This is a genomic window from Mycobacterium timonense (assembly GCF_025821985.1).
Taxonomy (GTDB): domain Bacteria; phylum Actinomycetota; class Actinomycetes; order Mycobacteriales; family Mycobacteriaceae; genus Mycobacterium; species Mycobacterium avium.
Genome location: NZ_JACKSY010000013.1, coordinates 84,356 through 109,237, shown reverse-complemented (window position 1 = coordinate 109,237; position 24,882 = coordinate 84,356). Strand labels below are relative to the sequence as shown.

Genomic DNA, 24,882 nt, shown 5'->3' with positions numbered 1-24,882 from the left:
ACGGATAGATTCCGGCGGATTCACCGGAAATGCGAAGCTGACTGTCAGTCGTCGGACAGCCGGGCCAGAAACCCGTTCAGGATCAGCGTCTGCGCCAGCCCGATCTGCTGCGCGGCGCTCAGCCCGGGCAGCTCGGCCACCCGGAACGGCTCGGCGCGGCCGGCCAGGAACAGCATCGCGGCCTCGTGGTCGGATCCGGCGCTCACCGACAGTTGAGCGAACTGCAGCACCACGCCGTCGCCGGCGCGCGTCACCCGGGCATACAGCGGCTGGTGTTTGCGCACCAGCGTGTGCCCGTCCACCCCGACCGTGTCGCGCACCGACCCGACCGGTGGGCACCGGCCGCGCCGCACCAACACCTCCTCCATCGCGCCGAGACCGTCGGCGATGACGGCGTCGTCGTCCAGGGCCCGCACCGCGTCGCGCACCGCCTCGCCCAAGCCGGCGCGAACATGGGCGTCGTCCAGATGGCGCGGCGGCAGCCGGTCGTGCACCCGGGGATCGCGCAGGCTCAGCGCGTGCAGCGCGCTGGTGACGAGGGTGAGCACCGTCGGCGCGTGCAGCCCCACGGTCAGATGCACCGACGGCTCGGAATGTGTTCGGGCCGAATGCACTTGGCCGCGCGGCAGATACAGCACGTCGCCGGGTCGCAGGCACACATCGGTCCACGACGCCGGGCCGTCGGCGCCGACGCCCTTGCGGCTTTGGATCTGCTGCGGTGGCACGGGCGGCCCGTCGGACACCCGCCACGTCTTGCAGCCCTCGATCTGCAGCACCAACACGTCGTGCGGGTCGTAGTGCGGGACGAACCCGGTGGAGTGCGGGGGAGTGACGTAGGCGTTGACCCGGGTGGGGAAGTTCAGCTCGACCTCGATCGCGTGCGACAGCGAGGCGACCGTGCGCAGATACCGCTCCAGCCCATTGAGCACCAGGGTGTAACCGTCGGCCAGGCCGTCGCGGGCGCCGCCGGCGTTCAGCGTGCCGTCGCCGCGACGGTAACCGGCCGGATCCCGGTCCTCGCCGTCCTTGACCAGCCGCACCGCGGCGGGGTCCGGCCGCACCTGCTCCAGCAGCCCGTCGACGGCCGAGGGTCCCGGCAACAGCCCGTCGAAGTAGCCGGGCCGGCAGCGGTCGATGTGATGGTGCCGGGTCGCCCAGATCTCGTTCAGGAAGGCGTCGACCCCAAGGGGCCGCAGCAACCAGGCAAGCGAGGACTCGACGGCCAATTCCCTCCCAACCCCTCAGTCGCAACGGGTCGCCCGTGGCGAGCGGTATGCCCCACAGTAGACCGGCCGCCGCACCGTGCCGGCCGCGTCGCCGCCGGCTACTAGCCTGGATCTGTGCCAGATCCCGCCACCTATCGCCCCGCACCCGGGTCCATCCCGGTCGAGCCCGGCGTGTACCGATTCCGGGATCCGCACGGGCGGGTCATCTACGTCGGCAAGGCCAAGAGCCTGCGCAGCCGGCTGACGTCCTACTTCGCCGACGTCGCCAACCTGCACCCGCGCACCCGGCAGATGGTGACCACCGCGGCCAAGGTCGAGTGGACGGTGGTCAACACCGAGGTCGAGGCGCTGCAGCTCGAATACAACTGGATCAAGGAATTCGACCCGCGCTTCAACGTCCGCTACCGCGACGACAAGTCCTACCCGGTGCTGGCCGTCACCCTCAACGAGGAGTTCCCGCGGCTGATGGTCTATCGCGGCCCGCGCCGCAAGGGGGTGCGCTATTTCGGGCCGTACTCGCACGCCTGGGCCATCCGCGAGACGCTGGACCTGCTCACCCGGGTGTTTCCGGCCCGCACCTGCTCCGCGGGAGTGTTCAAGCGACACAAGCAGATTGACCGACCCTGCCTGCTCGGCTACATCGACAAGTGCTCGGCGCCGTGCATCGGTCGGGTCAGCGCCGAGCAGCACCGCCAGATCGTGGACGACTTCTGCGACTTCCTGTCCGGCAAGACCGACCGGTTCGCCCGGGAGCTGGAACAGCAGATGAACGCCGCGGCCGCCGAACTCGATTTCGAGCGGGCCGCCCGGCTGCGCGACGACCTGGGCGCGCTGAAGCAGGCGATGGAGAAACAGGCCGTGGTGCTCGGCGACGGCACCGACGCCGACGTGGTGGCCTTCGCCGACGACGAACTCGAGGCCGCGGTGCAGGTGTTCCATGTGCGGGGCGGCCGGGTGCGCGGTCAGCGCGGCTGGATCGTGGAGAAGTCCGCCGACCCCGGCGATTCCGGCGAGGAACAGCTTGTGGAGCAGTTCCTGGCCCAGTTCTACGGCGAGCAGGCCGAATTGGGTGGCGCCGCAGACGAATCGGTGAACCCGGTGCCGCGCGAGGTGCTGGTGCCCTGCCTGCCGTCCAACGCCGACGAGCTGACCAGCTGGCTGTCCGGGCTGCGCGGGTCGCGGGTGGCGTTGCGGGTGCCGCGCCGCGGCGACAAACGGGCGCTGGCCGAAACCGTGCAGCGCAACGCGAAAGAGGCTCTGCAGCAACACAAGCTGAAGCGGGCCGGCGACTTCAACGCCAGATCGGCTGCGTTGCAGAACATTCAGGAGGCCCTCGGCCTGTCCGAGGCGCCGCTACGCATCGAGTGCGTGGACATCAGCCACGTGCAGGGCACCGACGTGGTGGGGTCGTTGGTGGTGTTCGAGGACGGCCTGCCGCGCAAATCGGACTACCGCCACTTCGCGATCCGGGAAGCCGCCGGGCAGGGGCGCTCCGACGACGTCGCCTCCATCGCCGAGGTGACCCGGCGCCGGTTCGCGCGACACCTGAGCGAGCAGAACGACCCGAATATGCTTTCGCCGGAAGGAAAATCGCGCCGGTTCGCCTACCCGCCCAACCTGTACGTGGTCGACGGCGGTGCGCCGCAGGTCAATGCGGCCAGCGCGGTGCTGGAGGAGCTCGGCATCACCGACGTCGCGGTGATCGGCCTGGCCAAGCGGCTGGAAGAGGTGTGGGTGCCCTCGGAGCCCGATCCGGTCATCATGCCGCGCAACAGCGAGGGGTTGTACCTGCTGCAACGCGTCCGTGACGAGGCGCACCGGTTCGCCATCACCTACCATCGCAGCAAGCGATCCAAGCGAATGACGGCATCGGTGCTGGATTCGGTGCCAGGATTGGGAGAACATCGCCGCAAGGCGTTGGTAAGCCATTTCGGATCGATAGCCCGCCTCAAGGAGGCCACCGTCGACCAGATCACCGCCGTACCCGGCATCGGGGTGGCCACCGCGACCGCCGTCCTGGAGGCGTTGCGGCCCGACGAGTCCAAGGCCGCGCCGTGACGGGCCCGGGTGAGCTCGCGGGGAGCCGGCCGGTGGACGCGCACCTGGAAAACGGGGCCGGCATCGACGTCGTGCTGGTGACCGGATTGTCCGGCGCCGGACGGGGTACCGCGGCCAAGGTGCTCGAGGACCTCGGCTGGTATGTGGCCGACAACCTGCCCCCGCAGCTGATCACCCGGATGGTCGACCTGGGCATGGACGCCGGCTCGCGGATCACCCAGCTGGCGGTGGTGATGGACGTGCGGTCGCGCGGTTTCACCGGCGATCTGGACTCGGTGCGCACCGAACTGGCCACCCGCAACATCGCTCCGCGGGTGGTGTTCATGGAAGCATCCGACGACATGTTGGTGCGCCGCTACGAGCAGAACCGCCGCAGCCATCCGCTGCAGGGCGATCAGACGCTAGCCGAGGGCATCGCCGCCGAGCGGCGGATGCTGGCGCCGGTGCGGGCCACCGCGGATCTGATCATCGACACCTCGACGCTGTCGGTGCGTGCCCTGCGCGAGACCATCGAGCGGGCGTTCGGCGGCGGCGCCAGCGCGACCATCAGCGTCACCGTCGAGTCGTTCGGCTTCAAGTACGGCCTGCCGATGGACGCCGACATGGTGATGGACGTGCGCTTCCTGCCGAACCCGCACTGGGTCGACGAATTGCGGCCCCGCACCGGGCAGGATCCCGCCGTGCGCGACTACGTGTTGGGCCAGCCCGGCGCGGCCGAGTTTCTCGACGCCTACCATCGGTTGCTGTCTCTGGTCGTCGACGGCTACCGCCGGGAGGGCAAGCGCTACATGACGGTCGCCATTGGCTGCACCGGCGGCAAGCATCGCAGCGTGGCGATCGCCGAGGCGCTGATGCAACGGCTGCAGGCCCAGCACGGTGAGGCCCAACTGTCGGTGCGGGTGTTGCACCGGGATCTGGGCCGCGAATGAGCGAGCCGATCAACCGGGGCATCGTCGCGCTGGGCGGCGGACACGGCCTGTACGCGACGCTCTCGGCGGCCCGCCGGCTCACCCCCTATGTCACCGCCGTGGTGACCGTCGCCGACGACGGCGGGTCTTCGGGCCGGCTGCGCAGCGAGCTGGGCGTGGTGCCGCCGGGCGATCTGCGAATGGCGTTGGCGGCCTTGGCTTCTGACAGCCCGCACGGCCGACTGTGGGCGACCATCCTGCAGCACCGGTTCGGCGGCAGCGGCGCGCTGGCCGGGCACCCGATCGGCAACCTGATGCTGGCCGGGCTCTCGGAGGTGCTGGCCGACCCGGTGGCCGCCCTCGACGAGCTGGGCCGCATCCTCGGGGTCAAGGGCCGGGTGTTGCCGATGTGCCCGATCGCGCTGCAGATCGAGGCCGACGTGTCGGGCCTGGAGGCCGATCCGCGGATGTTCCGGGTCATCCGCGGGCAGGTGGCGATCGCGACCACGCCCGGCAAGGTGCGTCGGGTGCGGCTGCTGCCGGACAACCCGCCGGCGACCCGGCAGGCCGTCGACGCCATCATGGCCGCCGACCTGGTGGTGCTCGGCCCGGGCTCGTGGTTCACCAGCGTCATTCCGCACGTGATGGTGCCCGGGCTGGCGGCGGCGCTACGGGCGACCACCGCCCGCCGCGCGCTGGTGCTCAACCTGGTGGCCGAGCCGGGGGAGACGGCGGGCTTCTCTGTCGAGCGTCATCTGCACGTACTCGCCCAGCACGCACCGGGATTCACCGTGCACGACATCATCATCGACGCCGAACGGGTGCCCAGCGAGCGGGAACGCGAGCAATTGCGCCGCACCGCCACACTGCTTTCGGCCGAGGTCCACTTCGCCGACGTGGCCAGACCTGGTACACCTTTACATGATCCAGGCAAGCTCGCGGCGGCCCTGGACGGGGTCCGGGCGGCCCGCAAGGCCCCGGGCGCATCCCCGGTCACGGCCACCGCGGATATTCGGGTTGACGGTGCAAGCCCACCGGCAGGTGGCAACGGACCGGCCGGCAGCGGACCAAGGGGTGACGACGCGTGGCGATGACGACCGAAGTCAAGGACGAACTGAGCCGCCTGGTCGTGAAATCGGTCAGTGCGCGCCGGGCGGAGGTCACGTCCCTGCTGCGGTTCGCCGGCGGCCTACACATCGTCGGCGGTCGCGTCGTGGTCGAGGCCGAGGTGGATCTGGGCAACGTGGCGCGGCGGCTGCGCAAGGACATTTTCGAGCTCTACGGCTACAACGCGGTCGTGCATGTGTTGTCCGCCAGCGGGATTCGCAAGAGCACCCGGTACGTGCTCCGGGTGGCCAACGACGGCGAGGCGCTGGCCCGCCAGACCGGCCTGTTGGACAACCGGGGCCGCCCGGTGCGGGGGCTGCCCGCCCAGGTGGTGGGCGGCAGCATCGCCGACGCCGAAGCCGCCTGGCGCGGAGCGTTCTTGGCGCACGGGTCGCTGACCGAGCCGGGCCGCTCGTCGGCGCTGGAGGTCAGCTGCCCCGGGCCGGAGGCCGCGCTGGCGTTGGTGGGCGCGGCGCGCCGGCTGGGGGTCAGCGCCAAGGCCCGCGAGGTGCGCGGCGCCGACCGGGTGGTGGTGCGCGACGGCGAGGCGATCGGCGCGCTGCTGACGCGGATGGGCGCCCAGGACACCCGGCTCATCTGGGAGGAGCGCCGGATGCGGCGCGAGGTGCGCGCGACGGCCAACCGGTTGGCCAACTTCGACGACGCCAACCTGCGCCGCTCGGCGCGGGCGGCGGTGGCGGCGGCGGCCCGGGTGGAGCGGGCGCTGGAGATCCTCGGCGACACCGTGCCCGACCATCTGGCCTCGGCCGGCAAGCTGCGCGTCGAGCACCGGCAGGCCTCGCTGGAGGAGCTGGGACGCCTCGCCGACCCGCCGATGACGAAAGACGCTGTGGCGGGCCGTATTCGGCGGTTGTTGTCGATGGCCGACCGCAAGGCCAAGATCGAGGGCATTCCCGACACCGAGTCGGCGGTGACGCCGGACCTGCTCGAGGACGCCTAGCGCGGTGGCGATGCGCGCCGACGGCGCGTCGTCGCGCTGGCAAAGCCCGGAGCGCGGCGCGGAGTCGTGGGGCGCCCCTGGCTCGCAGCGCCCGATTCGCCGAGAGTGTCGGCGTGCGTGGCCGCGGGCACGCCGCCCCGAGTCACCCTTTCACCCCTGCCGTGTCCCTGCCACACCGAATTCTATGAATTGAATATGGGTCGGCGCATTCGATAGCATGCTGACGGGGTAAATTCGCGCGCGTAACTTGGCGTGCCGGTCCGGTCAAGTGCCGATTAAAGGCGAGTCTCCTGGACAGCAAATTTCATAGCGATGACATAATTTCTTTGAAATCGATATGAGTCACGGGCATATCGGCTGCACCACGTCGGATTACGTGCTCCACCACCCATTTTCCCGCTGACGCCGCGCTGGCGGGCTCGTTCCGATGGGCGGTCGCGCGCCGCCGTGCGGGTGCGATGGCTAAACAAATCCGCGGCCAACACAATTTGTGGTATCGAGATTTTTATTCACCGATAGCCGCCCGGGGAACGCCCGCTCCGGCTTTGCGACACCCATTCACCGCCTCGCCGTGCCGGATTTGCCCGAGGTAAAGAGGTATATCGGCGACTTGTTCGCCGAAGCGCCGACTCCCAGCGCTCGCGGCGCGGCCCGGCGGCGCCGGCGATGCCGGCCGATCGTGGCGAAGGGCGATTCCGTAACCCCTGGCTAGTGTCTCGGCTACACGCGGACATGACCGCCGCCCAGCAAACTCATGGTGATGCGCTGGCGGCGGCACGGATTGGGCCGGACGTGGCGACACGGCCGGAGGCGGAGGAATGCATGGATTTCGGGTCGTTACCGCCGGAGATCAACTCGGGCAGGATCTACTCAGGACCGGGGTCGGCGCCGTTGCTGGCAGCGGCGGCGGCCTGGCACGGGCTGGCGGCCGAAATGCATTCGGCCGCAGCGTCGTACGGTTCGGCGATCGCGGAGCTGCGCACCTTGTGGCATGGGCCTTCGTCGACGGCGATGGCCGCCGCGGCGGCGCCCTTCATCGCCTGGCTCGACGGCACCGCGGTGCAGGCCGAGCAGACCGCCGCCCAGGCAACGGCGGCGGCGGCGGCCTATGACTCGGTTTTCGCGGCCACCGTCCCGCCGCCGGTGATCGCCGCCAACCGGGCGTTGTTGGCGTCGCTGATCGCGACCAACGTGCTGGGCCAGAACACCCCGGCGATCGCGGCCACGGAGGCCCACTACGCCGAGATGTGGGCCCAAGACGCCGCCGCGATGTACGCCTATGCCGGCGCGTCGGCGGTCGCGACCCGGCTCACCCCGTTCGGCGCACCACCACAGACCGCCGACGCCAACGCGGCGGCCGACCAATCGGCCGCGGCTGCCTCCGCGCTGCAGTCGTCGACCGCATCCAGCGTGGAATCCGCACTGTCACAAGCCGTTTCGCAAGTCCCCGTCGCGGCGCAGGTGAACGCGACCGCGGTGACGGCGGCGGCTCAACTCCCGCTGAGCCTGACGGACATCACCGGGATTCTGAAGACCTTCAACAGCGTCATGGGCACCATCTCCGGGCCGTACACGCCGCTCGGCGTGGCCAATCTGGCGAAGAACTGGTACCAGATCGCGCTCAGCATCCCGAGCGTGGGGACGGGCATCCAAGGAATCGGACCCCTGTTGCACCCCAAAGCGCTCACCGGGGTGTTGGCGCCGCTGCTGCGCAGCGATCTGCTGACGGGCTCGACCGCGCTGTCGAGTGCGGGCACGGTTTCGGCGTCGGCGGGCCGTGCCGGGTTGGTCGGAGCGTTGTCGGTGCCGGCGAATTGGGCCTCGGCGGTCCCGGCGGTCCGGACGGTGGCCGCCGAGCTGCCGGAGACCATGCTGGACGCCGCCCCGGCGATGGCCGTCAACGGTCAGCAGGGCATGTTCGGCCCGACGGCCCTGTCGAGCCTGGCCGGACGCGCGGTCGGCGGGACCGCGACCCGCGCCGTCGCCGGGTCGACCGTGCGTGTGCCCGGTGCCGTGGCCGTCGACGACCTCGCGACCACGTCCACCGTCATCGTCATTCCGCCGAACGCGAAATAGGAGATACAGCAATGGTTTTCAGCGATTTCGCGACGCTGCCACCGGAGGTCATCTCCACCCAGATCCATGTCGGCCCGGGCGCCGTTCCGCTGCTGGCCGCCGCGGCGGCATGGGACGGGCTGGCCGCCGAATTGCACGGCACCGCGGCTTCCTACGCCTCGGTGATCTCGGAACTCGTCGGCGAATCGTGGCAGGGCTCGTCGTCGGAGTCCATGGCCGCCGCGGCGGCGCCCTACGTGGCGTGGCTGTCGGCCACGGCAGGCCTGGCCGAGCAGACTGCCGCTCAGGCCCGGGCCGCGGCCGCGGCCTACGAGTCGGCCGTCGCGGCCACCGTGCCGCCGGCGGTGGTGGCGGCGAACCGCAGCCTGCTTGCCACGCTGTTGCAGACCAACATCCTGGGGCAGAACGACGCGGCGATCGCGGCGACCGAGGACGAGTACGGCCAGATGTGGGCCCAAGACGTCGCCGCCATGTTCAGTTATGCCGCCGCGTCGGAATCGGCCGGTGAGCTGACGCCGTTCGAGCAGGCGCCGGCCACCACCAATGACGCCGGACCGGCGACCCAGGCGGCCGCCGCGGCCGCGGCGGAGTCAACGTCGCTGTCGTCCTGGCTGAAACAGCTAGAGGCCTACATCACCTCGCTCACCGGTCAATACACCCAGTTCTGGCAGAACTTGATCGGCGGTGCCACGGGGAGCACGGAGATAGCACCGTTCTGGGAGACGCTGTATTCGAGCATTTCGCAGGTCGGCACTCAGGCGACGTGGACCAACGTCGTCAATGCCACCATCGGCCTTGGGGTTTCGCAGTGGAAGAACTTCTTCATCTATGCGCCGTGGAGTGCCGCGATGGCCAAATCGTCGTTGGGCGCCGGGCTGGCGTCGCCCGGCCACATCGCTTCCGGCATCGCGGCAAAGCCGGTATCGGCCGTGCTGGGTAATGCGCCGACAGTGGGCGAGCTGTCGGTGCCGGCCGGCTGGGCGACGGCCGCCCCGGCGATCAGGCTGGCCTCCACCGCGCTGCCGGCCACCAGCCTGGCCGCGGCCGCGGCGACGGATTTCTCGGGCGTGGTGAACGAGGCGACCCTGGGCAGCCTGGCGGGCGGCGCGCTGGGCAGCCCGGCGGCGCGCGTCGTCAGCACAACGGGCATCCCAACCCGCGCGATCACCGGCGAGCGCCGGCAGGGACCGGTCAAGCTCGACCGCATCATCGCTCAACTGCAGCAGATGCCCGAGCAGGTGCAGCACTGGAACGTCGACGAGGCCGGCCTCGACGACCTGGTCGCCAGGCTCAGGACGACGCCGGGCGTGCACGCCGTGCACGTGACGGACGGAGAGCAAGTCGCGGTCGGATCGCCCGCATCGAAACTGGGGTAGCGCAACGGTTTCCGCGTCGCCGCCGCACACCGCCATAGAGCATCGAAGGAGGATGCATGAAACTGCTGCTAGCGCTTCTCGGTGTAGCGCTGGGCATCGTCACCGCGGTACCCGCGCACGCCGTCCCGGGAGAGGACGAGGCGGCCGCCGATGACAACAATGAGGTCTTCATCGCCGATCTGCACAAGGTGGGGATCAGCTTTCAGGACCCGGGCCAAGCCGTGAGCGCCGGAAAAGCGGTGTGCGGCTTGCTCGCTCGCGGCGTCTCCGGCCTTCAACTCCTCAACGACCTGCGGGACAACAACCCCGCACTGACCACCAACGGCGCCGCCCAGTTCGCGACGATATCGGCCAAGTCGTACTGCCCACGTCAACTCGAGTCCGCCGAGGCCGGTAAGGGCGGCGGCTGATCAACACCCACTGCCGCGGCGTATCCATCACCGTTGAAAAGAAAAGCCTGATGTTGCAGCACCAAACGCCTGCCCTTGAACTGGGGCCAGTGATGGATTTCGGCACCCGTGCGCCGGAAAGCAATTCGGGGCGGATGCATTCGGGCCCCGGCGCCGGATCGCTGATGGACGCCGCCAAGGCCTGGGGTGTGCTGGGCGCCCAACTCGCGGACACGGCGCTGACCTACCGGGCGGTGATCGCGGAGCTGGATCGGCGAGACCAGCGCGCGTCGACCAGCGCGATCACCCAGGCCGTCGCGCCCTATCTGGCCTGGCTGGACGCCACCGCCGCGCGGGCCCGGCAGACGGCCACCCAGGCCACGGCGGCCGCGGGTGCCTACGGCTTGGCGCTCGCGGCGGTGGTGGCACCCCATGTGATCGCTGCCAACCGGCTACGGCGGATCTCGCTGGCCGAGGCGAACTGTCTGGGCCAGCTCAGCCCGGCGGTCGCCGACGCCGACGCCGACTACGAACGGATGTGGGCGCAAGACGCCGCCGCCATGTATGCCTACGCCCGCGCCTCGGCCGGCTTCTGGAAGCTGACACCGTTCGATTCGCCGCCACCCGCCGCCGACCCCGCGCCCGCCGGGGTCACCTCACCGTCGCGCAACTGGGCTCTGACCGCCGCGCCGGAGGTCATAACGACTGGCCGACAAGTGATCTCGACCATCTCCGACGCGCTCGGCGCGCTGTCCGTCTCGCCGCTGGCCACCTTCGATACGTCTTTGCTGTCGGCGACGGGGGCGCTGTCCAAGTTGAGTTCGCTGTCGGCGCCGCTGGACTTCGCGCTCAACCACCTCAGTGCCCTCAACAAGGCCGCCGCGCTGGGCAGGGCCGCGGTGATGTGCTCGCCGCGGCCCGGCGGGGGCGGCGGCACGAATTCCGCGGCGCCCCGGGTGAGCGTCGGGCGGGGCGCGGCGATCGGGATCTTGTCAGTCCCACGGGCGTGGACCAGATCGGTGCCGAGCCCGGCGTCGCCGAATTCGCCGGCGGCTCCCCTCGATCGGAGCCAGTGAGCCACCCGCCCGCTACCGCTACCGACGCGGACGGGTGCCCGCCGGTAGCCGCGTCGGACCGCTGGCCATGTGGACGCTTCCGGCGCCGAGGCGGCGGGTAGTTTGTTTGCCATTGCTGGTCGCGACGGGGGTTGGGGGGCTACGGTCGGGTGATGAAACGGCTTTCGAGTGTCGATGCGGCGTTTTGGTCGGCGGAAACCGCCGGCTGGCATATGCATGTGGGGGCGTTGGCGATCTGCGACCCGAAGGGGTCCGCGGAGTACACCTTTGAACGACTCCGTCAATTACTGATCGAGCGACTGCCGGAGGTGCCGCAGTTGCGATGGCGGGTCACCGGCGCGCCGCTGGGACTGGACCGGCCGTGGTTCGTCGAAGACGAGGAGCTGGACGTCGATTTCCACCTCCGCCGCATCGGTGTTCCGGCTCCGGGCGGTCGCCGCGAGCTCGAGGAGCTGGTGGGCCGGTTGATGTCCTACAAGCTGGATCGCTCGCGGCCGTTGTGGGAGATGTGGGTGATCGAGGGCCTGGACGGCAACGCGGGCGGCCGGTTCGCGACGCTCACCAAGATGCATCACGCCATCGTCGACGGTGTCTCCGGCGCCGGGCTGGGCGAGATCCTGCTGGACGCCACGCCGGAACCCCGGCCGCCGCAACAGGAGACGGTGGGATCGCTGGTCGGGTTCCAGCTGCCCGGGCTGGAGCGGCGGGCGGTGGGGGCGCTGATCAACGTCGGCGTCAAGACGCCGTTCCGCATCGCGCGGCTGCTGGAGCAGACCGTGCGCCAGCAGGTTGCCACGCTCGGGGTGCGCAGCCGGCCGCCACGCTACTTCGAAGCGCCGAAAACCCGCTTCAATGCGCCGGTTTCGCCGCACCGCCGGGTCACCGGCTGCCGGGTGGAACTGGCCCGCGCCAAGGCGATCAAGGACGCCTACGACGTCAAGCTCAACGACGTGGTGCTGGCCCTGGTGGCCGGCGCCGTCCGCGACTATCTGCAGAAGCGCGGTGAGCTGCCGGCCAAGCCGCTCATCGCGCAGATCCCGGTCTCCACCCGCACCGACGAGAACAAGGACGACATCGGCAACAAGGTCAGCTCGATGACGGTGTCGTTGGCCACCCACATCGAGGATCCCGGCGAGCGGCTGCGGGCCATCCACGACAGCACGCAGAGCGCCAAGCTGATGGCCAAGGCGTTGTCGGCGCATCAGATCATGGGGCTGACGGAGACCACCCCGCCGGGGCTGTTGCACCTGGCCGCGCGGGCCTACACGGCCAGCGGGTTGTCGCGAAACCTGGCTCCCATCAACCTGGTTGTGTCCAACGTGCCCGGCCCGCCGTTCCCGTTGTACATGGCCGGCGCCAAGCTGGACTCGCTGGTGCCGCTGGGGCCGCCGGTCATGGACGTCGCGCTGAACATCACCTGCTTCTCCTACACCGACTACCTGGACTTCGGTTTCGTCACCACCCCCGAGGTGGCCAACGACATCGACGACATGGCCGATCGGATCGAGCCGGCCCTGACCGATCTGGAGAAGGCCGCCGCGGGCGAGACCGGCTGAGCGCGAGTCTGCTTCAGCGAGCGGAAGTCTCTTCGGTGAGCGTCACGCCAGCGTGACCGCCGCAAGCGAGCGTCACGCTAGCGTGACGCCGCGCCGGGCCAAGGCGGCGCTGACCCGGCTGACAATGTCGGCGGGGCGATCCCCAGCGACCACTTGAATGACGATCCAGCCCAGGCGCTCGAGCGTTTCGCGGCGCCTGATGTCCCACGTGTATTGCCAGCGGTCCCGGCGATGTTGCTCACCGTCGTACTCGGCAGCGACCATGAAATCCTCCCAACCCATGTCGAGGTAGTACGTCACGCCGCCAAACTCGTCACTGACCGGGATCTGCGTTTGTGGTCGGGGAAGCCCCGCCCGAATCAGCAACAGTCGCAACCACGTTTCCTTTGGCGACTGCGCGCCGGCATCCGCGAGCCCAATCGCCGCGCGCGCCGACTGCATGCCGCGTCGGCCCGGATACCGATCGGCGAGCAGCTGACACTCCGCTACCTTGCAGTCGGTTGCGCGAAGCAGGTCGTCGATCACGGCCACCGCGTCGTTGACCGGATGCCAGCATCCCAGGTCGACAGCCGTCCGGGCCGGCGTCGTCACGGGAACACCGTCGACCAGGGCGTATTCGTCGCTTTCAAGACGGTCACTGTGAATCCGCAATCCCGGCAACGGGTTTCTGTTGCTATGCAGAATCTCCAGCGGTGCCGTCGCATCCACCCACCGGGCGCCGTGAACGGCGGCAGCCGACAGGCCAGCGATGACGCCGCGCCGACGCGACCACAGCCATCCTGCGCGGGCGCGAGTCAGCGCCGAGAGTTCGGCGCCAGGATGGATATACACATCGCGGAACAATCTCTTGTAGCGCGTTCGCAACGCGCTCTTGACTACTTCTCCGTCCGCGACGGCCTCACTGCCGATGAATGGCTCCACCATCGCGGCAGCGTCGCATAAACCGCAACGAACGACAGTTCGGTGCGGCCTGCCTGTCCACACCCCCGGGCGTCACGCCAGCGTGACGCTCGAGCCCGGGAGCCACTCTGGCGTGACGCTCGAGCCCCGGAGAAACCCGGGCCGGCGACATGTGCGATGCCCCCGGCGACGAGACTCAGTCGCGCTCGGGCGGATTTGTCGCGTACACCCAGGACAAAAACCGCGCCACGGCCTCCGCAGACCGATGAGCCCGCGGCGAGCTGAAGATGTCGAAAGCGTGTTGGGCGTGCGGCAATTCGGCGTAGGCGACCGGCGACTTCGACACCGCGCGCAGCTCCTCGACGAACTCCTGCGCTTCGCCGACCGGGATCAGGGAATCGTCGCGGCCGTGCAGGACGAAGAACGGCGGCGCGTCGGCCCGCAGCCGCCGGATCGGCGAGGCGTCGACGTAGATGTCGCGGTGGGTGGCGAATTTCTTTTTGACGACGAACTTTTCGAGCAGCTGGACGAATTCGCGCCGCCCCTCGCCTTCGGTGGTGAACCAGTCGTAGCGGCCGTACACCGGCACCGCGGCCACCACCGAGGTGTCGGCATCCTCGAAGCCCGGCTGGTACTTCGGGTCGTTGGGGGTCAGCGCCGCCAGCGAACACAGATGCCCGCCGGCCGACCCGCCGGTGATCGCCACGAAATTCGGATCACCACCGTAGCGGGCGATGTTCTCCTTCACCCAGGCCAGCGCGCGCTTGACGTCGACGATGTGGTCGGGCCAGGTGTGCCGCGGCGACACCCGGTAGCCGATCGACACGCACACCCAACCGCGTGCGGCCAAATGGCTCATCAGCGGATAGGCCTGCGGCCGGCGCATTCCGATCGCCCAGGCGCCGCCGGGCACCTGCAGCAGCACCGGGGCCTTGCCGTCGCGCGGCAGGTCACGGCGCCGCCAGATGTCGGCCAGGTTGGCGCGGCCGTGCGGACCGTAGGACACCACGTTCGTCTTCTCGACGTAGCGCCGCCGGGCCACGATGCCGCCGAGCGGCAGGGTGCGCCGCCCGCTGCGGGTCGGGCGGGACTGGGGGAGCTTGTCCATCGCCTCGGTGTAGTCGTCACCGAGTTGGTCGCGCAACCCCGCCTCCAGCACCGGGCCCGGGGTGGTGATGCCCCGATACTTGATCACGCCCAGGATGGCCCAGGACGCCGCGGTCAGGGCCAGCGCCGCCTTACCGCGCCGGCCGGCGAAGTCGCCCCGGCGCCCGCGCCGCAGCGCATCGAGCAGCGAGGCGGAGAAGTAGATGCCCGGCACCTCGGAGGCCGGCCAGCCGAACCAGAAGACCAGCACGGTGGGGTAGCCCTTGCGGGCCAGCGGGCGTAATCCGTTGGCCGCGTTGGCCAATTCCACCGCGGCGCGGGCCAGCGGCTGGGGCTTGCGGAGCGTTCGCATCAGCCGCATCAGCCGCCCACCCGGGCCCGCAAATCGGCGCGCAGGATCTTGCCGGTGCTGCTGCGGGGCAGCTCGTCGAGGACCGAAATTTCGCGGGGCACCTTGTAGTTGGCCAGGTTGTCGCGCACGTGTTGCTTGAGCGCCTCGGGCGTCGCCCGCGCCTCCGGTGCCAGCACCACGAACGCCGCCAGCCGCTGCCCGTACTGCTCGTCGTCCACGCCGATCACCGCCGCCTCGGCCACGTCGGGATGTGTCGCCAACGTCTTCTCCACCTCGATCGGGTAGACGTTCTCTCCGCCGGAGACGATCATCTCGTCGTCGCGGCCGACCACGAACAACCGGCCCGCGGAGTCCAGGTACCCGAGGTCGCCCGAGGACATGAAGCCTTCGTGGAAGTCCTTGCTGCTGCCCGAGGTGTAGCCGTCGAACTGGGTGTTGTTGCGGACGTAGATGGTGCCCACCTTGCCGGCGGGCAGCTCGTTGAATTCGGGGTCCAGGATCCGGATTTCGGTGCCGCCGGCGGCCCGGCCGGCGGTGTCGGGGGCGGCCCGCAGGTCGGCCGGGGTGGCGGTGGCGATCATGCCGGCCTCGGTGGCGTTGTAGTTGTTGTAGATCACGTCGCCGAACTCGTCCATGAACGCGACGACGACGTCGGGACGCATCCGCGACCCCGAGGCCGCCGCGAAGCGCAGCGACCGGCACTCGTAGCGGCGGCGCACCTCGGCGGGCAGGTCCATGATCCGGTCGAACATCACCGGCACCACCACCAGGCCGGTGGCGCGGTGCCGGTCGATCAGGTCCAGGGTGGCCTCCGGGTCGAATTTGCGCCGGGTGATCACCGGGCAGGCGAATGACGCGGCCAGCAGCAGTTGGGAAAAGCCCCAGGCGTGAAACATCGGCGCCACGATCACGACGGGCTCCTCGGCCCGCCACGGCGTGCGGTCCAGGATCGCCTTGAGCGTGCCGATGCCGGCGTTGCCGCCGGATTGCTTGGCGCCCTTGGGAGTTCCGGTGGTGCCGGAGGTGAGCAGAATCATCTTGCCCTTGCGCCCGGTGCGGATGGGCCGCGCCCCGGCCTTCGAAGCGATCAGCTTGTCGACGGTGTGCTGGTGCTCGGTGTCGGTCCACGCCACGATGCGGATCGCGTCGGGCCTGCCGGCCAGCGCGCGGTCCACCGTCGCGGTGAACTCCTCGTCGTAGATGACGGCGTCCACACCCTCGCGGGTGATCACGTCGGCCAGCGCGGGCCCGGCGAACGAGGTGTTGAGCAACACGATGTCCGCGCCGATCCGGTCGGCGGCCACCAGCGCCTCGACGAAGCCGCGGTGATTGCGGCACATGATCCCGATCACCGCCGGCGCACCGGACGGCAGCGCCTGCAGCGCGGCCGCCAGCGCGTCGCACCGCTCGTCGAGCTGCCGCCAGGTCAGGCTGCCCCGCTCGTCGACCAGCCCGGGCCGGTCCGGGCAGCGTTGCGCGGCGGCGGCGAATCCGGACGTCATGCCCATGCCCTCGCGGCGCATGGCCGCGGCGATCCGCAGATAGCGGTCCGGCCGCATGGGTGCGAGCAGGCGGGCGCGGCGCATCGTGGCGATCAGGCCCAGGGTCTCGCGCACAGGATTCGGCATGGCTCAGCCCAGGATCGGGAACCGGCGCTCGGCGGCGAGCTCGTTCAGCGCCTGCTGCATCACCGAGCGCACGTACTCGTCGACCTCGTCGACGTCCGGGTCCTCGCCGAACTGCTTGGCGATGTCGATGGGGTCGAGCACCCGGGTCACGATCTTGGCCGGCAGCGGCAGGTTGGGCGGGATGACCGCGCTCAGCCCGAACGGGAAGCCGAACGACACCGGCAGGATCGCGCTACGCAGTAGGCGTTTGATGCCCAGCCGCTCGGCCAGCCAGGTGCCGCGGGTCAGGTACAGCTGGGTCTCCTGCCCGCCGATGGACACCGCCGGCACGATCGGCACGCCGGCCTCGATCGCGGTGCGCACGTACCCCTTCCGGCCGTCGAAGTCGATGACGTTCTCGGCCAGGGTGGGACGGTAGGCGTCGTAGTCGCCGCCGGGGAACACGATCACCACGCCGCCGGACCGCAACGCCGCGGCCGCGTTCTCCCGGTTGGCCCGGATGTAGCCGGTGCGCCGGAAGAAATCGCCGGTGGGCCCGGTCATCAGGATGTCGTGGCTGAGCGTGTAGATCGGCCGGTCGTAGCCGTATTTGTCGTAGAAGTGCACGGAAAAGATCGGCACGTCCATCGGGAACATGCCGCCGGAGTGGTTGCCGACCACCAACGCCCCGCCGGGCGGGAACGACTCCAGGCCGTGCACCTCCGACCGGAAGTAGGCCTTGAGGACCGGGCGCATCACCGTCATCAGGCGCTGGGTCAGGACGGGGTCGAATTTGCCGATGTCCCCGCCGTCGGCGTTGTCGCTGTCGGTCACGTTCCTCCCTTGACGCTCGCCCGAGGCCGCCGGGGCCGCGTCGAGTCCCTCGATGGTAGCGACCGGCGGCGGGCCGCTGTCATGGTGTTTCGCCTTTTTCGTTCCGGCGCGTGGCGCGGCCCCGGCCGGGAGGTTACTGTTACGACGCCCCGAGTGACCCCCGGAGAAACGGAATGCGATGGACGTAGCCGGTCTGTCCCCCGAGCGCCGCGCGCGCTCGAGCGCTCCGCACCGCACGGCCGGCACCCCCGACCGGCGCGGGCGCCGGCCGGCCACCAAGCCGGACGCCGTGCCGATCACCAAGCCGGTCACCCAGCCGCACACCGTGCCGGACACCGCGGACCAGCAGCAGGCCGACTACTTCATGCGCCTGCTCACCGGGCGGCGCGGCCTGATCGACCAGCGCCTGGACGGGTATCGGCAGAAGATCGCGAAAGCCGAGGCAAAAGGCGACGCCGACGCGGTGGCCGGATTGCGGCGCCTGACCCGCATCGCCGAGCAGGATCGGCAGGCGGTGGACGGCCTAATCGACAAGCTGCGCCGGCGATTCGCCCGGCGGGCCTGAAACCGCCGCTCCGCAGCGCTTTTCGCTACCACCCGGCCACCGCCGGCCCACCAGTCGCCGACCAATTGCGGGCGCGGCCGCGACCGGCACCCACCGAATCGACACACCCGCCCGGCGGTGCCGATACATTCGATGGGCCAGCTGTTCGGTGCAGAGGAACGAGGCCGCCCATGGGATTCATGACCCCGGAGTTCCCCGACGTCGACCCCCAAACCTGGACCGGCCTGCCGCGGTCGACCCGGCGGCAGATCATGACCCGGCACTGGGTCGAGCACGGCTTCGGCTCCCCGTATGCGGTGTACCTGTTCTACGTGTTCAAGATCGCCGGCTACGTCGCCGGCGCGGCCGCGGTGATCTCGCTGACGCCGGGCCTGGGCGGGCTCGGGCGCATCGCCGACTGGTGGACGCAGCCCATCGTGTACCAGAAGCTGGTCGTCTTCACGCTGCTGTTCGAGATCCTGGGCCTGGGCTGCGGATCGGGGCCGCTGACCGCGCGGTTCTGGCCGCCGTTCGGCGGCTTCCTGTACTGGTTGCGGCCCAACACGATTCGGCTGCCGCCGTGGCCGGACAAGGTCCCGCTCACCGCCGGGGACAGCCGCACCGTCGTCGACGTCGCGCTGTATCTGGTGGTGCTGGGCTCGGGCGTCGCGGCGCTGCTGTCGCCGGGGCGGGGCGGGCCGGTCACCGCGGCCGGCGACGTCGGCCTGATCGATCCCATCCTGGTGGTGCCGGCCATCGTCGCGCTGGCACTGCTGGGGTTGCGGGACAAGACGATCTTTCTGGCCGCGCGGGGCGAACACTACGGATTGACGCTGCTGGTCTTCTTTTTCGGCTTCACCGACCAGATCGCCGCCTTCAAGATCATCATGCTGGCGCTGTGGTGGGGCGCGGCGACCTCCAAGCTCAACCACCACTTCCCCTACGTGGTGGCGGTCATGATGAGCAACAGCCCGCTGCTGCGCGCCCGCGCGTTCAACTGGTTCAAACGCCGGCTCTATCTCGACCCCGTCGACGACCTGCGGCCGTCCTGGATCCCGAAGGTGATGGCCCACGTCGGCGGCACCACCGCCGAATTCCTGGTCCCGCTGGTGCTGGTGTTCGTCGCCGACGGACACCGCTGGGCCTGGTTCCTGATCGCCTTCATGGTGCTGTTCCACCTCAACATCGCCTCCACCATTCCGATGGGAGTCCCGCTGGAGTGGAACGTCTTCTTCATCTTCTCGCTGTTCTACCTGTTCGGGCACTACGCCGGCGTCACAGCCACCGGGCTGAGCTCACCGCTGCTGCTGGTCATCCTGATCGCCGCGCTGGCCGTGGTGCCGATCCTGGGAAACCTTTTCCCGCAACAGATCTCGTTCCTGCCGGCGATGCGCTACTACGCGGGCAACTGGGCCACCAGCACCTGGTGCTTCCGCAGGGGCGCCGAAGACAAGATCGAGGCCAACATCACCAAGGCATCGGCGCTGGTGCCCAATCAGCTTGCCCGCCTTTATGATCCGCAATCCGCCGAACTGATGATCGACAAGTTGATGGGCTGGCGGTCGATGCACACGCACGGGCGGGCGCTGGGCGGGCTGGTGCCGCGCGCCCTGCCCGGCGGTGCCGACGAGGCCGACTACCTGCTGCGCGACGGCGAGATCGTCGCCGGCCCGCTGATCGGCTGGAACTTCGGCGAGGGCCACCTGCACAACGAACAGCTGCTGGCCGCCGTGCAGCGCCGCTGCAACTTCGACGAGGGCGAGGTGCGGGTGATCATCCTGGAAGCCCAACCCATCCAGCGCCAGACGCAGGCCTACCGCATCGTCGACGCCAAGACCGGGCTGATCGAAGCGGGCCACGTCGACGTCGCGAGCATGCTGAGCCGGCAGCCCTGGCCCGAGCCCGGCGACGAATACCCCGTCCACGTCCATGGCTAGGGCGGTGGTGGTCGGGGCCGGGCCCAACGGGCTGGCCGCGGCGATCCAGCTGGCCCGCCGCGGCGTCGAGGTGCAGGTGCTCGAGGCCGGCGAGACGCCCGGCGGGGGAGCGCGGTCGGGTGAGCTGACGGTGCCCGGGGTCATCCACGACCTGTGCTCGGCCACCCACCCGTTCGGGGTCGGCTCGCCGTTCTGGAAGGAGATCGACCTGCCGAGCTACGGGCTGGTGTGGAAGTGGCCGCAGATCGACTGCGCCCATCCGCTCGACGACGGCAGCGCCGGTGTGCTGTACCGGTCGATCGAGCAGACGACGGCCGGCATGGGGCCCGACGCCACCCGGTGGCGGCGCGCCGTCGGGGACCTGGCGGCCGGATTCGACCAGCTGGCAAGCGATTTGATGCGCCCGGTGCTGCGCGTCCCGCGCCATCCGGTGCGCCTCGCCCGGTTCGGGCCCCGCGCGCTGCTGCCGGCCACCGTGCTGGCCCGCTGGTTTCGCACCGAGCAGGCCCGGGCGCTGTTCGGCGGCGCCGCCGCGCACATCTACACCCGGCTGGACCGTCCGCTGACCGCCTCGCTGGGCCTGCTGTTTTTGGCCAGCGGGCACCGGTACGGCTGGCCGGTCGCCGAAGGGGGATCGGGCTCGATCATCCATGCCCTGGTCGCCGCCCTGCGCGCGCACGGCGGCGACGTCGCCACCGGCGTCACGGTCAGCGACCGGCGCGACATCCCGGACGCCGACATCGTCATGCTCGACCTGACCCCCGCCGCGGCGCTGCGGCTCTACGGCGAGCTGATGCCGGCGCGCATCGCGCGGTCCTACCGCCGCTACCGGCAGGGCTCCTCGGCGTTCAAGGTCGACTTCGCCGTCGAGGGCGACATCCCGTGGACCAACCCGCACTGCGCCCGGGCCGGCAGCGTGCACCTGGGCGGGAGCTTCGCCGAGATCGCCGACACCGAACGCCAACGCGCGCAGGGCAAGCTGGCGCCGCGCCCGTTCGTCCTGGTGGGACAGCAATACCTGGCCGACCCGTCCCGCTCGGCCGGCGGCATCAACCCGATCTGGGCCTACGCGCACGTGCCGTTCGGCTACACCGGCGACGCCACCGCCCTCGTCGTCGATCAGATCGAGCGGTTCGCGCCCGGATTCCGCGACCGCGTCGTCGCCACCGTCAGCAGGGGCACCGCCGACCTGGCCGCCTACAACGCCAACTACATCGGCGGCGATATCCTCGGCGGCGCCAACGACGGGCTGCAGGTCATCCTGCGGCCGCGCGTCTCGGTCAGCCCGTACGCCACCGGCGTCCCCGGTGTCTATCTGTGTTCGCAGTCCACGCCGCCGGGACCGGGCATCCACGGGCTGTGTGGCTATCACGCCGCCGAGGCCGCGCTGGGCTGGCTGCGCCGCCGCGGCGGCTAGCTTGCGCAGGCTGTGGCCGAGGTCACCGGGGCGATACCGGAGCGGCAACCGGCCGCGGCACTGATCTAGGCTGGCGACGAGCGCAAATCAGCCGACACAGGAAAGAAGACGGAGGAGAGACAAGTGACGGTCCGGGTAGGCATCAACGGCTTCGGTCGAATCGGGCGCAACTTCTACCGGGCCTTGCTGGCTCAACAGGAGCAGGGCACCGCCGACATCGAGGTGGTCGCGGTCAACGACATCACCGACAACAGCACCCTGGCTCACCTGCTGAAATTCGACTCCATCCTGGGCCGGCTGCCCTACGACGTCAGCCTGGAGGGCGAGGACACCATCGTGGTGGGCCCGGCCAAGATCAAGGCGCTGGAGGTGCGCGAGGGCCCGGCCGCGCTGCCCTGGGGCGACCTGGGCGTCGACGTCGTCGTCGAATCCACCGGGCTGTTCACCAACGCGGCCAAGGCCAAGGGCCACCTGGACGCCGGCGCCAAGAAGGTGATCATCTCCGCGCCGGCCACCGACGAGGACATCACCGTGGTGCTGGGCGTCAACGACGACAAGTACGACGGCAGCCAGAACATCATCTCCAACGCGTCGTGCACCACCAACTGCCTGGCGCCGCTGACCAAGGTGCTCGACGACGAGTTCGGCATCGTCCGCGGCCTGATGACCACGATCCACGCCTACACCCAGGACCAGAACCTGCAGGACGGGCCGCACAAGGACCTGCGCCGGGCGCGCGCCGCCGCGCTGAACATCGTGCCCACCTCCACCGGCGCGGCCAAGGCGATCGGGCTGGTCATGCCCAACCTCAAGGGCAAGCTGGACGGCTACGCGCTGCGGGTGCCGATCCCCACCGGCTCGGTCACCGACCTGACCGCCGAGCTGAAGAAGCCGGCCAGCGTCGAGGACATCAACGCGGCGTTCAAGGCCGCCGCCGAGGGCCGGCTCAAGGGCATCCTGAAGTACTACGACGCGCCGATCGTCTCCAGCGACATCGTCACCGACCCGCACAGCTCGATCTTCGACTCCGGGCTGACCAAGGTGATCGACAACCAAGCCAAGGTGGTGTCCTGGTACGACAACGAGTGGGGCTACTCCAACCGCCTCGTCGACCTGGTCGCCCTGGTCGGCAAGTCGCTGTAAGCCGTGGCTGTCCACAATCTCGAAGACCTTCTCGCCGAAGGTGTTTCCGGACGCGGTGTGCTGGTGCGTTCGGACCTGAACGTGCCGCTGGACTCCGATGGTGAGCAAGGCCGGATCACCGACCCCGGCCGGATCACCGCGTCGGTGCCGACGTTGAGCGCACTGGTCGAGGCGGGCGCCAAGGTGGTGGTCGCCGCGCACCTCGGGCGTCCCAAGAACGGGCCGGACCCGGCGTTGTCGCTGGCCCCGGTGGCCGCCGCGCTCGGCGAGCAGCTGGGCCGGCACGTGCAGCTGGCCTCGGACGTGGTGGGCACCGACGCCCTGGCCCGCGCCGAGGGGTTGACCGACGGCGACGTCCTGCTGCTGGAAAACATCCGGTTCGACGCCCGCGAAACGTCCAAGGACGACGCCGAGCGGCTCGCGCTGGCCCGGCAGCTGGCCGAATTGGTCGGTCCCACAGGCGCTTTCGTCTCCGACGGTTTCGGCGTGGTGCACCGCAAGCAGGCCTCGGTGTACGACGTCGCCACGCTGCTGCCGCACTACGCCGGCACGCTGGTGGCCGAGGAGATCGCCGTGCTGGAGCAGCTGACCGGCTCCACCAAACGCCCCTACGCGGTGGTGCTCGGCGGGTCCAAGGTGTCCGACAAGCTCGGCGTCATCGAGTCGCTGGCCACCAAGGCCGACAGCATCGTCATCGGCGGCGGCATGTGCTTCACCTTCCTTGCCGCGCAAGGGTTTTCGGTCGGTAAGTCGCTGCTGGAAACCGAGATGGTGGACACCTGCCGCCGGCTGCTGGACACCTACGTCGACGTGCTGCGGCTGCCGGTGGACATCGTGGCGGCCGACAGGTTCGCCGCCGACGCGGCGCCGCAGACCGTGCCGGCCGACGCCATCCCCGACGACCTGATGGGCCTGGACATCGGGCCGGGATCGGTCAAGCGGTTCACCGCGCTGCTGTCCAACGCCGAGACGATCTTCTGGAACGGCCCGATGGGCGTGTTCGAGTTCCCGGCGTTCGCCGCGGGCACCAAGGGCCTGGCCGAAGCGATCGCGGCGGCGACCGGCAAGGGCGCCTTCTCCGTGGTCGGCGGCGGCGACTCGGCGGCCGCGGTGCGCGCGCTGGGCATCCCGGAGAGCGGCTTCTCGCACATTTCCACCGGCGGCGGGGCGTCGCTGGAATACCTTGAGGGCAAGGCACTTCCGGGCATCGAGGTGCTGGGACGTCCGCAGCCGACGGGAGGCGCCGCGTGAGCCGCAAGCCACTGATCGCCGGCAACTGGAAGATGAACCTCAACCACTTCGAGGCCATCGCGCTGGTGCAAAAGATCGCGTTCGCGCTGCCGGACAAGTACTACGACAAGGTGGACGTCACGGTGCTGCCGCCGTTCACCGACCTGCGCAGCGTGCAGACCCTGGTCGACGGCGACAAGCTGCGGCTCAGCTACGGCGCCCAGGACCTGTCCCAGCACGACTCGGGCGCCTACACCGGCGACATCAGCGGGGCCTTTCTGGCCAAGCTGGGCTGCACGTTCGTCGTCGTCGGGCACTCGGAGCGGCGCACCTACCACAACGAGGACGACGCGCTGGTGGCCGCCAAGGCCGCGGCCGCGCTCAAGCACGAGCTGACCCCGATCATCTGCATCGGCGAGCACCTCGAGGTCCGCGAGGCGGGCAACCACGTCATCCACTGCGAGGAGCAGCTGCGCGGCTCGCTGGCCGGGCTGTCCGCCGAGCAGATCGGCAAGGTCGTCATCGCCTACGAGCCGGTGTGGGCGATTGGAACCGGACGGGTGGCCAGTGCGTCCGATGCTCAAGAGGTGTGCGCGGCGATCCGGAAAGAGTTGGCGTCACTCGCCTCGGCGCAGATCGCCGACTCGGTGCGGGTGCTCTACGGCGGCTCGGTGAACGCGAAGAACGTCGGGGAGTTGATCGCCCAGGACGACATCGACGGCGGCCTGGTGGGCGGCGCGTCGCTGGACGGCGAGCAGTTCGCCACGCTGGCCGCCATCGCCGCCGGCGGGCCGCTGCCGTGAGAACGAGCCCGCCCCGGTAGGCTGGCCGTCATGCAGTTGGCTTTGCAGATCACCCTGGTCGTCACCAGCATCCTGGTGGTGTTGCTGGTGCTGCTGCACCGCGCCAAGGGTGGCGGGCTGTCCACGCTGTTCGGGGGCGGCGTGCAGTCCAGCCTGTCCGGGTCCACGGTGGTGGAGAAGAACCTGGACCGGCTGACGCTGTTCATCACCGGCATTTGGCTGGTCTGCATCATCGGCATGGCCCTGCTGATCAAGTACCGCTGACCGGCTGCCCG

Annotated in this window: 21 protein-coding genes; 16 read left to right on the top strand and 5 right to left on the bottom strand. The window is 69.9% G+C overall.

All coding sequences use genetic code 11. The features are described 5' to 3' along the window. Nucleotides 1-44: 44 nt before the first annotated feature. Nucleotides 45-1,226 (bottom strand): cupin domain-containing protein, encoded by a 1,182-nt coding sequence (locus H7I87_RS03815; RefSeq protein ID WP_023863995.1) that lies wholly within the window; start codon nt 1,224-1,226, stop codon nt 45-47. A 114-nt stretch (nt 1,227-1,340) separates the two neighbouring features. Between H7I87_RS03815 and uvrC the strand changes: the two genes are divergently transcribed. The 9 genes from uvrC (at nt 1,341) to H7I87_RS03770 (ending at nt 12,733) form a co-directional block, all read left to right on the top strand. Continuing rightward, nucleotides 1,341-3,284 (top strand): excinuclease ABC subunit UvrC, encoded by a 1,944-nt coding sequence (gene uvrC, locus H7I87_RS03810; protein ID WP_023871210.1) that lies wholly within the window; start codon nt 1,341-1,343, stop codon nt 3,282-3,284. A 32-nt stretch (nt 3,285-3,316) separates the two neighbouring features. Further along, entirely contained in the window at nt 3,317-4,213 is an 897-nt protein-coding gene (gene rapZ, locus H7I87_RS03805; RefSeq protein ID WP_009977630.1) for an RNase adapter RapZ, read from the top strand. 8 nt (nt 4,214-4,221) lie between these two features. Beyond that, nucleotides 4,222-5,286: a uridine diphosphate-N-acetylglucosamine-binding protein YvcK gene (gene yvcK, locus H7I87_RS03800; RefSeq protein WP_024637268.1), complete on the top strand. Its 1,065-nt coding sequence runs from the start codon at nt 4,222-4,224 to the stop codon at nt 5,284-5,286. After that, nucleotides 5,283-6,260 carry a DNA-binding protein WhiA gene (gene whiA, locus H7I87_RS03795; RefSeq protein WP_003872529.1) on the top strand — a complete coding sequence of 326 codons (978 nt, stop codon included), beginning with the start codon at nt 5,283-5,285 and terminating at the stop codon, nt 6,258-6,260. Before yvcK ends, whiA begins: the two co-directional genes overlap by 4 nt. Before the next feature lie 822 nt (nt 6,261-7,082). Further along, a complete protein-coding gene (locus H7I87_RS03790; RefSeq protein ID WP_011725420.1) occupies nt 7,083-8,336 on the top strand; it encodes a PPE family protein in 1,254 nt (417 codons plus the stop codon). 11 nt (nt 8,337-8,347) lie between these two features. Then, nucleotides 8,348-9,712, top strand: a complete 1,365-nt coding sequence (locus tag H7I87_RS03785; protein WP_009977625.1) for a PPE family protein — start codon at nt 8,348-8,350, stop codon at nt 9,710-9,712. A gap of 56 nt (nt 9,713-9,768) precedes the next feature. Continuing rightward, nucleotides 9,769-10,122 carry a DUF732 domain-containing protein gene (locus tag H7I87_RS03780; RefSeq protein ID WP_011725419.1) on the top strand — a complete coding sequence of 118 codons (354 nt, stop codon included), beginning with the start codon at nt 9,769-9,771 and terminating at the stop codon, nt 10,120-10,122. Between the two features lie 92 nt (nt 10,123-10,214). Then, entirely contained in the window at nt 10,215-11,177 is a 963-nt protein-coding gene (locus tag H7I87_RS03775; protein ID WP_033722732.1) for a PPE family protein, read from the top strand. Nucleotides 11,178-11,329: 152 nt separating this feature from the next. After that, on the top strand, nt 11,330-12,733 hold the full coding sequence (locus tag H7I87_RS03770; RefSeq protein ID WP_033722734.1) for a WS/DGAT/MGAT family O-acyltransferase: 1,404 nt from the start codon (nt 11,330-11,332) through the stop codon (nt 12,731-12,733). 72 nt (nt 12,734-12,805) lie between these two features. Here H7I87_RS03770 and H7I87_RS03765 read toward each other — a convergent pair whose 3' ends face one another. The 4 genes from H7I87_RS03765 to H7I87_RS03750 all read right to left on the bottom strand — a co-directional run bounded on the left by H7I87_RS03765 (nt 12,806) and on the right by H7I87_RS03750 (nt 17,533). Continuing rightward, the gene (locus H7I87_RS03765; RefSeq protein WP_011725416.1) at nt 12,806-13,657 is read right to left on the bottom strand and encodes a type IV toxin-antitoxin system AbiEi family antitoxin; all 852 of its coding nucleotides are present in this window, start codon (nt 13,655-13,657) and stop codon (nt 12,806-12,808) included. Between the two features lie 172 nt (nt 13,658-13,829). Next, entirely contained in the window at nt 13,830-15,101 is a 1,272-nt protein-coding gene (locus H7I87_RS03760) for an alpha/beta hydrolase (protein WP_023881849.1), read from the bottom strand. Beyond that, nucleotides 15,101-16,720 (bottom strand): acyl-CoA ligase FadD12, encoded by a 1,620-nt coding sequence (fadD12, locus tag H7I87_RS03755; protein ID WP_033727097.1) that lies wholly within the window; start codon nt 16,718-16,720, stop codon nt 15,101-15,103. The genes H7I87_RS03760 and fadD12 overlap by 1 nt, the downstream gene beginning before the upstream one ends. Before the next feature lie 3 nt (nt 16,721-16,723). After that, entirely contained in the window at nt 16,724-17,533 is an 810-nt protein-coding gene (locus tag H7I87_RS03750; RefSeq protein ID WP_003876052.1) for a lysophospholipid acyltransferase family protein, read from the bottom strand. Between the two features lie 178 nt (nt 17,534-17,711). On the opposite strand from H7I87_RS03750, the gene H7I87_RS03745 reads away from it, so the two are divergent. From H7I87_RS03745 to secG, 7 genes are all read left to right on the top strand, one after another. Continuing rightward, entirely contained in the window at nt 17,712-18,098 is a 387-nt protein-coding gene (locus H7I87_RS03745; RefSeq protein WP_009977615.1) for a hypothetical protein, read from the top strand. 170 nt (nt 18,099-18,268) lie between these two features. Continuing rightward, nucleotides 18,269-20,014, top strand: coding sequence for a DUF3556 domain-containing protein (locus tag H7I87_RS03740; RefSeq protein WP_063967095.1), 1,746 nt, complete (start codon nt 18,269-18,271; stop codon nt 20,012-20,014). After that, complete coding sequence (locus tag H7I87_RS03735; protein WP_023884486.1) at nt 20,007-21,431, top strand: phytoene desaturase family protein; 1,425 nt, start codon at nt 20,007-20,009, stop codon at nt 21,429-21,431. Before H7I87_RS03740 ends, H7I87_RS03735 begins: the two co-directional genes overlap by 8 nt. A 123-nt stretch (nt 21,432-21,554) precedes the next feature. Then, nucleotides 21,555-22,574 carry a type I glyceraldehyde-3-phosphate dehydrogenase gene (gene gap, locus H7I87_RS03730; RefSeq protein ID WP_003876056.1) on the top strand — a complete coding sequence of 340 codons (1,020 nt, stop codon included), beginning with the start codon at nt 21,555-21,557 and terminating at the stop codon, nt 22,572-22,574. Nucleotides 22,575-22,577: 3 nt separating this feature from the next. Beyond that, the gene (locus tag H7I87_RS03725) at nt 22,578-23,825 is read left to right on the top strand and encodes a phosphoglycerate kinase (RefSeq protein ID WP_009977609.1); all 1,248 of its coding nucleotides are present in this window, start codon (nt 22,578-22,580) and stop codon (nt 23,823-23,825) included. Beyond that, complete coding sequence (gene tpiA / locus H7I87_RS03720; protein WP_009977607.1) at nt 23,822-24,607, top strand: triose-phosphate isomerase; 786 nt, start codon at nt 23,822-23,824, stop codon at nt 24,605-24,607. The genes H7I87_RS03725 and tpiA overlap by 4 nt, the downstream gene beginning before the upstream one ends. 30 nt (nt 24,608-24,637) lie before the next feature. Beyond that, nucleotides 24,638-24,871, top strand: coding sequence for a preprotein translocase subunit SecG (gene secG, locus H7I87_RS03715; protein ID WP_003876059.1), 234 nt, complete (start codon nt 24,638-24,640; stop codon nt 24,869-24,871). The last annotated feature ends 11 nt before the right edge of the window (nt 24,872-24,882 follow it).

Excerpts from the sequence above, each read along its gene's own strand:
- H7I87_RS03780 (WP_011725419.1), top strand. The coding sequence starts at position 9,769 with ATGAAACTGCTGCTAGCGCTTCTCGGTGTAGCGCTGGGCATCGTCACC.
- H7I87_RS03760 (WP_023881849.1), bottom strand. The coding sequence starts at position 15,101 with ATGCGGCTGATGCGAACGCTCCGCAAGCCCCAGCCGCTGGCCCGCGCC.
- H7I87_RS03775 (WP_033722732.1), top strand. The coding sequence starts at position 10,215 with ATGGATTTCGGCACCCGTGCGCCGGAAAGCAATTCGGGGCGGATGCAT.
- H7I87_RS03735 (WP_023884486.1), top strand. The coding sequence starts at position 20,007 with ATGGCTAGGGCGGTGGTGGTCGGGGCCGGGCCCAACGGGCTGGCCGCG.
- fadD12 (WP_033727097.1), bottom strand. The coding sequence starts at position 16,720 with ATGCCGAATCCTGTGCGCGAGACCCTGGGCCTGATCGCCACGATGCGC.
- secG (WP_003876059.1), top strand. The coding sequence starts at position 24,638 with ATGCAGTTGGCTTTGCAGATCACCCTGGTCGTCACCAGCATCCTGGTG.
- H7I87_RS03770 (WP_033722734.1), top strand. The coding sequence starts at position 11,330 with ATGAAACGGCTTTCGAGTGTCGATGCGGCGTTTTGGTCGGCGGAAACC.
- H7I87_RS03785 (WP_009977625.1), top strand. The coding sequence starts at position 8,348 with ATGGTTTTCAGCGATTTCGCGACGCTGCCACCGGAGGTCATCTCCACC.
- H7I87_RS03745 (WP_009977615.1), top strand. The coding sequence starts at position 17,712 with ATGGACGTAGCCGGTCTGTCCCCCGAGCGCCGCGCGCGCTCGAGCGCT.
- H7I87_RS03740 (WP_063967095.1), top strand. The coding sequence starts at position 18,269 with ATGGGATTCATGACCCCGGAGTTCCCCGACGTCGACCCCCAAACCTGG.
- H7I87_RS03790 (WP_011725420.1), top strand. The coding sequence starts at position 7,083 with ATGGATTTCGGGTCGTTACCGCCGGAGATCAACTCGGGCAGGATCTAC.
- H7I87_RS03765 (WP_011725416.1), bottom strand. The coding sequence starts at position 13,657 with ATGGTGGAGCCATTCATCGGCAGTGAGGCCGTCGCGGACGGAGAAGTA.
- whiA (WP_003872529.1), top strand. The coding sequence starts at position 5,283 with ATGACGACCGAAGTCAAGGACGAACTGAGCCGCCTGGTCGTGAAATCG.